Source organism: Microbulbifer zhoushanensis, from assembly GCF_021729055.1.
In the GTDB taxonomy this organism is placed as follows: domain Bacteria; phylum Pseudomonadota; class Gammaproteobacteria; order Pseudomonadales; family Cellvibrionaceae; genus Microbulbifer; species Microbulbifer zhoushanensis.
This window is the reverse complement of record NZ_JAJSAO010000001.1, coordinates 659,336-671,933: the sequence shown is the minus strand read 5'-3', so window position 1 is coordinate 671,933 and position 12,598 is coordinate 659,336. Positions and strand designations below refer to the sequence as shown.

The following is a 12,598-nucleotide window of genomic DNA, read 5'->3' as shown; positions in this document are numbered from 1 at the left end:
TGAAAGGAGAAACGCTGATATGGACAACTGGCTGATCACGATTCTGGCGCTGGTGCTGGTGCTGGCACTGGTGGATGGGGTGCGTCGGGCGATCCTGCGCCACCGCGATGCGGACCGCACCGCCGATAGCCTGAGTCGCGCCATGCACGGCAACCGGAATACCCCGTCCACTCCCGCCAGGCCGGGCCGGGCCACCGCTGATGAGGATGATTTCCTCGATCCGGAGGAGGCGGCAAAGCGTGCCCAGATTGCCCGTGAACTGCCGGGCAGTGTACGGGTGGTGCAACGCCGCGCGCTGGAAGACGCGCTGCAGGTAAACCGCAAGTTGCAGGAGGGTTTCCAGACCGGGCGTCGGCCGGCCGAGGCCAACAAGCAGCAGCAAAGTGAGGCTGAGCCACAACAGGCTTCCCTGAACCTGGAAGAGCAGGTGCCTACCCTGATGGACTCATTTGCCGATGCGGCGGAAGAGGCCATTGGGGAAGACTTCCGTCGTGAGCCGGAACTCGACGAGGCTGACAGCCTCCAAGCCCTGAGTGAAACCGAACAGGAAGAGCGGGGCGAACCAGTGCTGAAGAAAAAGAAACCGCCGGAACCCGTTTCCGGTGGCAGCGAGACAATGCGCCAGTCGGGCAACACCCGGGGCGGCTCCCGGCACGACCGGCACCAGGCGGATGGCGCGGACAAGTCCCCGGTGGAAGAGGTGCTGATCATCAATATCATGGCGCGGGAGGGCGACCTGTTCGAGGGTAACGACCTGCTGCGGGCCCTGATGGCTGTGAACATGCGCTTTGGTGACATGGATATCTTCCATTATCACCTGGGCGGCAGTGACGACGGCCCGGTGATTTTCAGCCTGGCCAACATGGTGGTTCCGGGGGTGTTCGACCTGGGGCGTATGGAAGAGTTCGCCACCCCGGGTGTGAGCCTGTTCCTGGCGCTGCCCATCGATGGCGAGGCGATCAAGGCGTTCGAGTTGATGCTGTCAGTGTCACGGGAGATAGCCGAACAGCTCGGTGGCGAGCTGAAAGATGAAAACCGCAGTGTTTTCACTGCCCAGACCGCCGAGCACTATCGCCAGCGGGTGATGGAATACCAGCGCCGGCGTGCGCTGGCCCGGGCGCAAGCCTGACCCGAACCGGTAGAGCGTTGCGCGGCTGCCTGCCGCGTCCCCCGTGCGGCTGTCGCTGCGCTCGATGCAGCCGGCGGCCGCAATTCGTGTAAAATTCCCTCCCCATGACCTTTCCTTATTCTCTGCGAATAATCGATGACCAATAAGAATATCCCCACTGAAAAGCGTGAGCGGGCCCAGGAATTGCACGCCATCCTGTCGCGCGCCAACTACCAGTATTACGTGCTCGATGCGCCGGAGCTGCCGGACGCGGAATATGACCGTCGCCTGCGTGAATTGCAGGAACTGGAACAGCAATACCCGGAGCTGCTAACGCCGGACTCGCCCACGCAGCGGGTAGGCGCGGAGCCCCTGACTGAGTTTGCCGAGGTGCAGCACGAAGTGCCGATGTTGTCCCTGGACAACGCCTTCGATGACGATGAGCTGCAGGAGTTCGACCGGCGAGTGCGCGACCGCCTGAACAGCAGGGAAGCGGTCGAGTATGCGTGTGAGCCAAAACTGGACGGAATCGCCATCAGCCTGCTGTACCGGGATGGCGTACTGGAGCGGGCTGCCACGCGCGGCGATGGCACCACAGGGGAGGATATTACCCAGAATGTGCGCACCATCGGCTCGGTGCCCCTGCGGCTGATTGAGAACGGCGTGCCGGCTGTGCTGGAAGTGCGCGGCGAGATTTACATGCCCAGGGCCGGATTTGCAGAGCTGAACGAGAAGGCCCGTGAAGCCGGTGACAAGGTTTTCGTCAATCCGCGCAATGCCGCCGCCGGCAGCCTGCGCCAGCTGGATTCACGCATTACGGCGCGTCGCCCGCTGGAGCTGTGCGTGTATGGCGTGGGCCTGGTGGAGGGGGCCAGCCTGCCGGACAAGCATACGGAGATCCTGCAGCAGCTGCACCGCTGGGGTTTCCGCATCAACAGTGAGATGGCGGTCGCTGCGGATATCCATGACTGTATCGAGTATCACCGCAAGCTGGGCGAGAAGCGCGCGGAGCTGCCTTACGATATCGATGGCATCGTGTTCAAGGTAAACAGTATTCCCCTGCAGCGCCGCCTCGGTTTTGTCGCCCGCGCGCCGCGCTGGGCGATGGCCTACAAGTTCCCGGCCCAGGAAGAGATGACGGTGCTGCGCGACGTGGAGTTCCAGGTGGGCCGCACGGGCGCAGTGACGCCGGTTGCACGACTGGAACCGGTGTTTGTAGGAGGGGTGACAGTGTCGAATGCCACACTGCACAACCGCGATGAAATCGAGCGCCTGGGAGTGAAAATCGGCGATACAGTGGTTATCCGCCGGGCCGGCGATGTGATACCCCAGGTGGTCTCAGTGGTTGAGAGCAAGCGCCCAGGGAACGCGCGAGATATAGTATTTCCCGACCACTGCCCGGTGTGCGACTCGCCGGTTGAGTCGACTCCCGGGGAAGCGGTGGCGCGCTGTAGCGGCGGCCTGATCTGTAGCGCCCAGCGCAAGCAGGCAATCAAGCATTTCGCCTCGCGCAAGGCCATGGATATCGATGGCCTGGGCGACAAGCTGGTGGAGCAACTGGTGGACGAGGGCCTGCTGCATTCAGTCTCCGGCCTGTATCGCCTCGAGGCGGAGCAGGTGGCGGGGCTGGAGCGGATGGGGGAGAAATCGGCACAGAACCTGGTGGATGCGCTGGAGCGCAGCAAGGACACAACGCTGCCCAGGTTCCTCTATGCCCTGGGAATCCGCGAAGTGGGGGAAGCGACTGCACGCAACCTGGCCCGGCATTTCGGTGATCTCGAACCGCTCATGCAGGCGGATGAGGAAGCGCTGCAGGACGTGGAGGATGTCGGGCCGGTGGTAGCCCATTTTGTCGCTGAGTTTTTTGAGCAGCCCCACGCACAGGAAGAGATCGAGGCGCTGCGCCAGGCGGGTGTGCACTGGGCTGCCGAGGAAACCGGTGGTGAAGAGCAGCCGTTTGCGGGGCAGACCTGGGTCCTCACCGGCAAGCTGGAGACACTGTCCCGCAGCGAGGCCAAGGATTACCTGCAGCGACTGGGAGCCAAGGTGGCGGGCAGTGTCTCTGCAAATACCCACACGGTAGTTGCAGGGCCCGGAGCTGGATCCAAGTTGAACAAGGCCCGTGAGCTGGAGATCCCCACGCTCGACGAGGATGAATTCCTGGAAATGCTGCGCGGGCGCGGGATCGAGATTTAAGCCTCCCACGGCCGTAATATGTCGCGTGCGTCCGCTGCGTTCGGGCAGCGGCGCTGGTGCGCATAAAATGCGATTGTCGTTATGGTATTTTCCAGCGGTGATCGTTAAAGTGGAGCGGCTAACACTCAACAGGCCGTGCAAAATTTGCGCGGCTGCGCTGTGCTGAGGGACACAATAGTGGTACAGGCTGATCAGGAATCCATCGTTTACGGGTGCATCAAGGACAGTAACAGCCTTGCCGGTGGTGCTGACCGTCGCCGTTGCAATCGCGAGGCAGTACTGGCCCTGCCCAGTGCCGACGAGTGGCCTTTTCTCTGCCGCGACATGTTTTCCATTCCCACCATCAAGGTGAAGCAGTCCCAGTACCAGACCGATGTGATTCATTTTGGTGCTTCCTACCGTGCGGTGGAGTACGAATGGAATCACTGGATCCTGAAGTTTGAAGAGCTTTTGCGCAGCATGTACTGGGTCTCTGCCACCGTGCACCTGGAGACTGAACTCTCGGGCACCCACTCCTTTACCTGGGAGGCCGCCGGGCTCTACCACGAACCCGGTAGCGGCGATATGCAGGTTCGTTGTGAGTGGACCCAGGAGGGTCGGGTCAGCATCTGAATCCGGTCGCTGCCGCCGGTCACTTGTCCTCAATGCTGGCGGCAAGCGGGGCGGGCTAATCCTCTAACCTGCTATGCTTGACTTACCTGTGTGCGTTGCATGCGGGGCGGGGGCAGTAGCGGCCGGAGGTATGAGGCGCGTGGAACCATCGGAGCTTGCAGCCAGCAGTGTCCCCGCGTTCGCGACACTCTATGCCCATATCCGTGTGATCATGGGGATTGTGATCGGGCTGGGCCTGACACACCTGCTGCGCAACCTGGCCCGGCTGGTCGAGGAGCCGAGGGAAGACCGGCTCTACTGGATGCACCTGGGCTGGGTCGCATTCATGGTGCTGTACCTGCTGTTTTTCTGGTGGTGGGAGTTTCGCTTTTCCCACACTGGCGTACATGACCTGGCCACCTATCTCTACCTGATCTGTTACACCCTGCTGCTGTACCTGCTTTGCGCCCTGCTGTTCCCGGAAAAGAACTCGGCCCCCAAGGACTATCGCTCGCTGTTCTTCCTCCGCCGCAAGTGGTTCTTCACTGTACTGGCACTGGTTTTCCTGGTCGATTTTGGGGATACCATCCTTAAAGGCGGGCAATACCTGGCAAACCTGGGCAGTGTCTATGTCTACCGCAACCTGGCATTTATTGTCGGCAGCCTGGTGGCAATTGCGACCTCCAGCCGAATTTACCACGGCAGCTTCCTGTTGCTGGGAACAGCTTTCCAATTATTTTATTTCTTTACGGAATATGATTCCCTGGTATAGGTGGTGTAGGTTTGGCGTTGCGCGGAAGTGGCGATAAGCTGTTAAATGATACTCGCGGCTTCGCGCGGGCCGCTGCGGGGTTCCTGCAATTGTATGCAGGCCTGCATACGGCAGCCCTAAGCATGCCGGGAATGCCGGCCAGGCTCTGGCGAGTAGGCCGGGAAATTCTTTACGCCAACTCAAGACGGGTGTCCGATGAGCGATGAATTCCGAACCGAGAAAGACAGCCTGGGCGAAGTGCGTGTGCCCGCGGGCGCTCTCTATGGTGCGCAGACCCAGCGTGCCGTGGACAATTTCCCGGTCAGTGGCCAGCCGCTGCCGGTGGAGTTTATTCGCGCGGTCCTGATGATCAAGAAGGCGGCGGCGCAGGCCAACTGCGAGCTGGGATTGCTCGACCAGGAGCGGGCGGAGGCGATTATCGGCGCCTGTGATGCAGTAGGTGATGACGAGCTGGCCGCGCATTTTCCCGTCGACATCTACCAGACCGGCTCCGGCACCAGCACCAACATGAACGTCAATGAAGTGCTGGCCAGGATTGTGGCGCGTGACAGTGGCATTGAGGTGAGCCCCAATGATCACGTCAACATGAGCCAGAGCAGCAACGATGTGATACCCAGTGCCATCCACGTGTCGGCACTGCTAGCCGTGCGGGACCAGCTGTTGCCGGCTTTGCGGCACCTGCACAGTGTGATGGACGAGAAGGCCGCGGGGCTGGCGGATGTGGTAAAGACGGGGCGAACCCACCTGATGGACGCGGTACCGATCACCATGGAACAGGAGGTCTCGGCCTGGGCAATGCAAGTGGAGCACAGTCGCGAAAGGATTCGCTCCACGCTGCCCCGGCTGGCGCAGCTGGCGCAGGGCGGGACAGCCGTGGGTACCGGGCTTAACGCGCACCCGGATTTTGCCGAACTGTTTGCACAGAAACTCAGTGCCAATACCACCCAGCAGTTTCGCCCGGCGGAAAATGCGTTCGCCGCAATCAGTAGCCAGGATACGGCGGTGGAACTCTCCGGCCAGCTGAAAGTGCTGGCTGTGGCCCTGATGAAAGTCGCCAACGACCTGCGCTGGATGAACAGCGGTCCGCTGGCAGGGTTCGGTGAAATAGAGCTGCAGGCGCTGCAACCGGGCAGCAGCATCATGCCCGGCAAGGTCAATCCGGTGATTGCCGAAGCGGTGGCGATGGTGTCAGCCAGGGTGATAGGCAACGATGCCACCATTACCGTTGCGGGGCAGAGCGGCAACTTCCAGCTTAACGTTATGCTGCCACTGGTGGCTGCGTCGCTGCTCGAGAGTATTCGCTTGCTAACCGGGGCCTCGCAGGTGCTCGCCGATAAAGCCATCGCCACTTTTACAGTCAACCGGGAAAACATCGAGCACGCACTGGCCCGGAATCCAATCCTGGTTACGGCGCTCAATCCCGTGATCGGTTATGGCAAGGCGGCCGAGATTGCCAAACGAGCCTATCGGGAGGGGCGGCCAGTACTCGAAGTGGCGACCGAAATGACAGAGCTGGGTGAGCAGGAGCTTAAACGCCTGCTGGATCCGGCCAAATTGGCGAGGGGCGGAGTGCCGGGAGGGGAGTGAGTCGCCGTGGGTTAGGCCTTTCAGGCAAACAGGATCAGGGCGACCACCAGAGTGCCTACCGCCAGTGTAAGGCACTCAAGCCATATGAAAATATGCCGTACGGTGACGCGATCTTCCCGACGATAGAGTAATCTCTTGCCCATGGAACCTCCTGCGGCGTTGACAGCGATGGGGCAATGCCTCACGATTCTGCGCCGCACCGGCTATCGTTGCCGATTCTTCAATGGTAGTGCCGGCCTCCGGCATGACCTACTGTTCACGCTTGTTAATCATTCTGGGTGCCCATGGCCAGTAAACGTCGCCGTTCCTTCCTCACCAGCCTTATCGCCTGTATCGGTTTTATCGTCGCCGCAGTCTGGGCCTGGGACCTGCCGGTCAGGGATGTCCTGGCATACCTGGTATTACTGCTCGGATTCCTGGTGGTCCTGATCGTAGCCGGCTTTGCCGGTGGAGCATTGTTGAGCTGGCTGCGCAGGCGCAAGAAATAGATGAGCGTGACGGAAGAGGATATCCGTATTCCCATCGCCTACCTCGAGCGCTTGCTGGAGGAGGCGGCCCGCCATGGCTGTGACCGGCAGGAACTGCTGAGTGCAGTGGGAATAGAGGAGCAGGAACTGGCGGGTGTCGCGGCATTCTCGGCCCTGAAATACGGCCGCCTTTACCAGCGGGTCATGTGGCAGGTGCAGGACGAATGGTTTGGCATGCTCAGTGGCGGGCGTGTGCGTTCTGGCTCCTTCCGCCTCCTGTGCCTCACCGTGGTCAACTGCGCGACTGTCCGCCAGGCCATCCAGCTCAGCGCTGAATTTATGGAGATCTGTCGCGGGTTCAAGGTAAAGCCGATCCTCGAGGATCCGCAGGAGGGGCGTGAGCGGGTTGCGATTCGCGGGATCAGCTCCCTGGAGGAGGGAGAGTTCGAGCGGCTGATCGCAGAGACCAGCCCCGGGGTGATCCGCACCACACTGGCGGTCTGGCATCGTTTCTACTGCTGGCTGGTAGGGCGCGAAATCCCGCTGGCACGGCTGCACTTCTCTTTCCCGTGTCCCGAGGAGTTCCGGACGCTGGCACAGAGTGAGGCCGGCGAGCTGTTGTTTGAACAGTCCTCCAATGCGCTTGAGTATGACAGTCGTTATCTCGACTACCCCATCGTGCAGAATCCGCAGACGGTCGAGGATTTCATTCGCACTGCCCCCTATCACCTGGTCATCAGCGATGGCAGCGCCAACAGCATCAAGACCAAGGTAAAGACCATCCTCAACCGGGATGTCAGCGAATCCATGCCGGCGGCCGAGCTGGTGGCGGAACGCCTGAACATGTCGGTCACCACGCTGCGCCGCCGGTTGCAGCAGGAGGGCACTTCCTACCAGAAACTGAAAGACGAATGCCGCATGGAGGCCGCCTTTCACTACCTCAGCTGCCCGGACCTCTCCAACGGGCAGATCGCCGAGATGCTGGGCTTTGACGAGTCCAGTGCTTTCTTCCGCGCCTTCAAGAAATGGACGGGTATCACCCCCGGCGAATACCGCAAGAGCGGCCGTTCGGTCACGACAGCTGATGACTGATGGTCCGCTGTTTCAGGGGCCTGCCGTGTGCGGTTTTTGTCAGCGCTTTGGACGGTTTTCGCCATAGAGACCGGCGCGCACCTGCTACTATGATGAACCAATCGTGAGATCTAGTCACAAACCTGACCAGCCGGTTTCATCACCGGCTCGAGATAAAACAGCGAGAATTTGAGGGTAGCAGGATGACCGACGTCAAGATTCCATTGCGCGATATGCGCTTCGCCACGCGCGAATTGCTCGATTGGGACCAGCACTATGCTTCCCTGGGTTATGAGGAAGCCACACCGGATCTGGTGGACGCCATTCTGGAAGAGGGTGCCAAGTTCTGTGAAAACGTACTGGCCCCGCTGAATGCAGTGGGTGACCAGCAGGGCTGCACCTGGAAAGATGGCGAGGTCACTACGCCCGAGGGCTTCAAGGAAGCCTACCAGCAGTTTGTGGAGGCCGGCTGGCCGTCACTGGCGCACGGTGTTGAGCACGGTGGCCAGGGCCTGCCGCCCTCACTCGGCACACTGATGAGCGAAATGGTGGGCACCACCAACTGGTCCTGGGGTATGTACCCGGGCCTGTCCCACGGCGCCATGAATACCCTCGAGGCCCATGGTACCGAGGAGCAGAAAGCCACTTACCTGACCAAGCTGGTAGAGGGTACCTGGACCGGCACCATGTGCCTGACCGAGCCCCATTGTGGTACCGACCTGGGTATCCTGCGCTCCAAGGCGGAACCCAATGACGACGGGTCCTACTCCATCACCGGTACCAAGATCTTCATCTCCGCCGGCGAACACGATATGGCCGAGAATATCGTGCACATCGTACTGGCGCGCCTGCCGGATGCCCCGGCCGGCACCAAGGGTATTTCCCTGTTTATCGTTCCCAAGTTCCTGCCTGCCGCGGACGGCTCCGCCGGTGAGCGCAATGGCGTCGCCTGTGGCTCCCTGGAACACAAGATGGGTATCCATGGTAACGCCACTGCGGTCCTGAACTTTGATGGTGCCAAGGGCTTCCTGATTGGTCCGCCCAACAAGGGCCTGAACTGCATGTTCACCTTTATGAACACTGCGCGCCTGGGTACCGCCCTGCAGGGCCTGGCACATGCTGAAGCCGGCTTCCAGAAGTCCCTGGCCTATGCCAAGGATCGTCTGCAGATGCGTTCCCTGAGCGGCCCGAAAAACCCGGACGGCGCTGCCGACCCGATCATCGTGCACCCGGATGTGCGTCGTATGTTGCTGACCCAGAAGGCCTTTGCCGAGGGTGGCCGCATGCTGATTTCCCTGTGCGCGCAGCAGGTCGACCGCACCCACAAGGGTAGCGATGAGGAGAAGAAGGAAGCCGATGAGCTGCTGGCCTTCCTGACGCCGATTGCCAAGGCGTTCCTGACCGAGACCGGCTTTGAGGCCGCAAACCTGGGCCTGCAGTGTTTCGGCGGCCACGGTTACATCGCCGAGTGGGGCATGGAGCAGAACGTACGCGACGCGCGTATCGCCACTATTTACGAAGGCACCACCGGCATCCAGGCCCTGGACCTGCTGGGCCGCAAGGTCCTGATGAGCCAGGGTGAGCTGCTGCGCAAGTTCACCAAGCAGGTGCACAAGTTCTGCCAGGCGGAAATCGACACCGAGGCCCTGGCCCCGTTTGTCACCCGCCTGCAGGAGCTGAACAAAGAGTGGGGCGATGTCACCATGCATGTGGGGGCGCAGGCCATGGAGAACCCGGACGAGGTGGGTGCCGCATCCGTGGACTACCTGATGTACTCCGGCTACGTGGTGCTCGGTTTCCTGTGGGCCCGTGCCGCCAAGGTGGCCAGTGACAAGCTGGCGGCCGGCGAGGGCGAGGCCGAGTTCTACCGCGCCAAGCTGGCGACCGCGCGCTTCTACTTCGACCGCATCCTGCCGCGCACCGCGGCCCACGCGGCGGCAATGAAGAGCGGTGCCGCCAACCTGATGGATCTGGACGCCGAACACTTCGCGTTCTGAACCACGCAGTAACAAAAAACCGTCGGCCCTGCCGGCGGTTTTTTTATTCAGGGTATTTTATGCAGTTGCCAGATCAGGTGGTGGCGCGGCTGCGCCGCCTCTCTTGTTTGCACCCATGCACTCGGGTACAGTTCCGGCTACCGGATGCCAGCGATTTCTGCGTTGTTCTGTCGCAGGAACCCGGTGAACCCGCGGCGGTTGCCCGCCATGGGGAGGTTGAGGGTGCGGCCCTGATTCTGGAAATGTCGCAATCGACCCTGGACGCCGTCATGGAAGGGCGCCTCAGTGCCCGCCATGCATTTCTTCTGGGAGATATCACATACTCCGGTGACCGGGAACTGGCCGCCGCACTGGCGGACCTGTTTCCCGCAACATAAGCTTACGAAGAATAACGACACGTTCGCGCTCTCAGAGAGGGAATTTCGTCTATAAGAAACGAAACACGCGGACAAGCGACAACAACAGGACTGGGAGAAGACAGTTGGACATCGACCGCAGCATACTCGACGTATTTTCTAACGCCTGCGCCAAATACAGCGACAGGCCGGCATTTACCTGCCTGGGCCAGACGCTGACCATTGGCGATATCGATAAACTCAGCGCCAGGTTCGCCTCATACCTGCAGAATCATACCAATCTCGAGCCCGGCGACCGCATTGCGGTACAGCTGCCCAATGTCCTGCAGTACCCCGTCGTCGTTTTTGGCGCCCTGCGTGCCGGGATGGTGGTGGTAAACACCAACCCGCTTTACACCCGCCGGGAACTGAAGCACCAGCTGAATGACTCCGGTGCCAAGGCGCTGGTGGTGCTGGCCAATATTGCCGATACCGCCTCCCAGGTGATTGGGGAAACCGGTGTCGAGAAGGTGATCGTTTCCGAGATCGCTGACCTGCACAACCCGGTCAAGCGGGTGCTGATCAACAGTGTGGCAAAGTACATCAAGAAGATGGTGCCCGAGTTCTCCTTTGCCAACCAGGTGAATTTCCGTGAAGCCATGGGCCTTGGCGAGCAGAACCCGCACAAGGACGTCCAGTGCAAGCCGGAAGACGTCGCCGTCCTGCAGTACACCGGCGGCACCACCGGCGTTGCCAAGGGTGCGATGCTCACCAACCGCAACCTGGTCGCGAACATGGAGCAGGTCCGCGAGGCGCTGGGGAAATCCATCAAGGAGGGTGAGGAACTCTACGTTGCGCCGCTGCCTCTCTACCATATTTACGCCTTTACCATTCACTGCATGTGCCTGTTCGCCACTGGCAACCACTCGCTGCTGATTCCCAACCCGCGCGATATTCCGACCTTTGTGAAAACCCTCAAGGGTGTGCGGTTTACCGGCTTCTGCGGGCTCAACACCCTGTTCAACGGGCTGATGCGCAATTCGGATTTTGCCGAGCTGGATTTCAGTAAGCTGCACACAACGGCCTCCGGTGGTATGGCGTTGACGCGCGACACCGCCAAGCGCTGGGAGCAGATGACTGGCTGCACCGTCACTGAAGGTTACGGCCTGACCGAAACCTCGCCGGTGGTATCCTTCAACCCGGCCGAGGCTGTGCAGCTGGGCACCGTGGGGATGCCGGTGCCGGGCACCGAAGTGAAGGTCATCGACGAGAACGGCAATGACCTGCCTAACAACTCCCCCGGTGAACTCTGTGTGCGCGGCCCGCAGGTGATGAAGGGCTACTGGCAGCGCGAGGAAGCCACCGCCGAGTCCATCGACAGTGAGGGCTGGTTCCGGACCGGCGATATGGCCGAGATCCAGGACGATGGCTATATCAAGATCGTCGATCGCAAGAAAGACATGATCATTGTCTCCGGTTTCAATGTGTACCCGAACGAGATCGAGGATGTGATCAGTGGCCATGACAAGGTGGCCGAGGCAGCCGCTATTGGCATTCCCGATGAAAAGAGCGGCGAAGTGGTCAAGCTGTTCCTGGTGAAGGCGGACGACTCCCTGACCGAGGAGGAGGTCGTTGCCTACTGCCGCGAGAACATGACCGCCTACAAGGTGCCGAAGCAGGTGGAGTTCCGTGAGGAATTGCCCAAAACCAATGTGGGCAAGATCCTGCGCCGCGAGCTGCGCGACGAGGAGATGAAAAAGATCGAGGCCCTGGAAAGCGCCTGATTCCAGCAGCCGCTGCTGCTAACAAAGTAATAGCATTGAGGCCCCGCTGGAGACAGCGGGGCCTTTTTATTTCGGGTGCGGGCAGCGATGGCCTGCCGGGCGGATTAGTCGATATCCCCATGCTCCCGGTTGCTGTTTTCCCTGATGAACTATAACTGTGGTTCGACAGGGCTATTGGGGTTTTGGGGATGGAAGAGGGCGAGGATCGCAATCGACTGGTCCACCAGGAGCTGCCAGCGGAACACGACGACCCGCTGATCCGTGCTCTGCATGTGGTTATCCGCAGTTCCGTGCGATTGCTGGCAGTGCTGATGTCACTGGTAATCCTGTGGTCAGTGGCGGATGTGATTTACGTCCTCTACCAACGCCTGAGCACGGAGCCGGTGTGGCTGCTGAACTACAGGGACCTGTTCGATGTATTCGGTACAGTGATGTTGGTCCTGATCGCGATCGAGATCTTTATCAATATCCGCCTGTACCTGGGCTCCAATGTGCTTCCCATCCAGCTGGTAGTTGCGACAGCATTGATGGCAATTGCCCGGAAGGTAATCGTGCTGGATCTCGCCGATGTCGGCCCGGAACAGATTCTGGCGATTTCCGCGGCGGTGGCGGCCCTCGGTGTGACCTACTGGCTGGTGGCAAGGAAAGGCTGAGATCGGCGGCACAAACAAAAAAGCCCGGCATATGCCG

The 12,598-nt window shown here is 60.6% G+C and carries 12 protein-coding genes; 11 read left to right on the top strand and 1 reads right to left on the bottom strand.

What is annotated here, in order from left to right:
- Positions 1 to 19: 19 nt before the first annotated feature.
- The 5 genes from zipA to LVD10_RS02895 all read left to right on the top strand — a co-directional run bounded on the left by zipA (position 20) and on the right by LVD10_RS02895 (position 6,254).
- Positions 20 to 1,129, top strand: a complete 1,110-nt coding sequence (gene zipA, locus LVD10_RS02915; RefSeq protein WP_232942937.1) for a cell division protein ZipA — start codon at positions 20 to 22, stop codon at positions 1,127 to 1,129.
- A 135-nt stretch (positions 1,130 to 1,264) separates the two neighbouring features.
- Complete coding sequence (ligA, locus tag LVD10_RS02910) at positions 1,265 to 3,304, top strand: NAD-dependent DNA ligase LigA (protein ID WP_237061763.1); 2,040 nt, start codon at positions 1,265 to 1,267, stop codon at positions 3,302 to 3,304.
- Positions 3,305 to 3,481: 177 nt separating this feature from the next.
- Entirely contained in the window at positions 3,482 to 3,916 is a 435-nt protein-coding gene (locus LVD10_RS02905; RefSeq protein WP_232942935.1) for a hypothetical protein, read from the top strand.
- Positions 3,917 to 4,055: 139 nt separating this feature from the next.
- Positions 4,056 to 4,667: a hypothetical protein gene (locus LVD10_RS02900; protein ID WP_232942934.1), complete on the top strand. Its 612-nt coding sequence runs from the start codon at positions 4,056 to 4,058 to the stop codon at positions 4,665 to 4,667.
- A gap of 195 nt (positions 4,668 to 4,862) precedes the next feature.
- Entirely contained in the window at positions 4,863 to 6,254 is a 1,392-nt protein-coding gene (locus LVD10_RS02895; protein ID WP_237061754.1) for a class II fumarate hydratase, read from the top strand.
- A gap of 20 nt (positions 6,255 to 6,274) precedes the next feature.
- Here LVD10_RS02895 and LVD10_RS17890 read toward each other — a convergent pair whose 3' ends face one another.
- A complete protein-coding gene (locus LVD10_RS17890) occupies positions 6,275 to 6,397 on the bottom strand; it encodes a hypothetical protein (RefSeq protein ID WP_255701150.1) in 123 nt (40 codons plus the stop codon).
- 141 nt (positions 6,398 to 6,538) lie between these two features.
- Here LVD10_RS17890 and LVD10_RS02890 point away from each other — a divergent pair, with 141 nt between their 5' ends.
- From LVD10_RS02890 to LVD10_RS02865, 6 genes are all read left to right on the top strand, one after another.
- On the top strand, positions 6,539 to 6,742 hold the full coding sequence (locus LVD10_RS02890) for a hypothetical protein (protein ID WP_232942932.1): 204 nt from the start codon (positions 6,539 to 6,541) through the stop codon (positions 6,740 to 6,742).
- Positions 6,743 to 7,813 carry an AraC family transcriptional regulator gene (locus LVD10_RS02885; RefSeq protein WP_237061752.1) on the top strand — a complete coding sequence of 357 codons (1,071 nt, stop codon included), beginning with the start codon at positions 6,743 to 6,745 and terminating at the stop codon, positions 7,811 to 7,813.
- Positions 7,814 to 7,995: 182 nt separating this feature from the next.
- Positions 7,996 to 9,789: an acyl-CoA dehydrogenase C-terminal domain-containing protein gene (locus LVD10_RS02880; RefSeq protein ID WP_237061750.1), complete on the top strand. Its 1,794-nt coding sequence runs from the start codon at positions 7,996 to 7,998 to the stop codon at positions 9,787 to 9,789.
- Between the two features lie 59 nt (positions 9,790 to 9,848).
- Positions 9,849 to 10,166 carry an SCP2 sterol-binding domain-containing protein gene (locus LVD10_RS02875; RefSeq protein ID WP_232942929.1) on the top strand — a complete coding sequence of 106 codons (318 nt, stop codon included), beginning with the start codon at positions 9,849 to 9,851 and terminating at the stop codon, positions 10,164 to 10,166.
- 104 nt (positions 10,167 to 10,270) lie between these two features.
- Complete coding sequence (locus LVD10_RS02870) at positions 10,271 to 11,908, top strand: AMP-binding protein (RefSeq protein ID WP_232942928.1); 1,638 nt, start codon at positions 10,271 to 10,273, stop codon at positions 11,906 to 11,908.
- 188 nt (positions 11,909 to 12,096) lie between these two features.
- Positions 12,097 to 12,561, top strand: coding sequence for a phosphate-starvation-inducible PsiE family protein (locus LVD10_RS02865; protein WP_232942927.1), 465 nt, complete (start codon positions 12,097 to 12,099; stop codon positions 12,559 to 12,561).
- Positions 12,562 to 12,598: the final 37 nt, after the last annotated feature.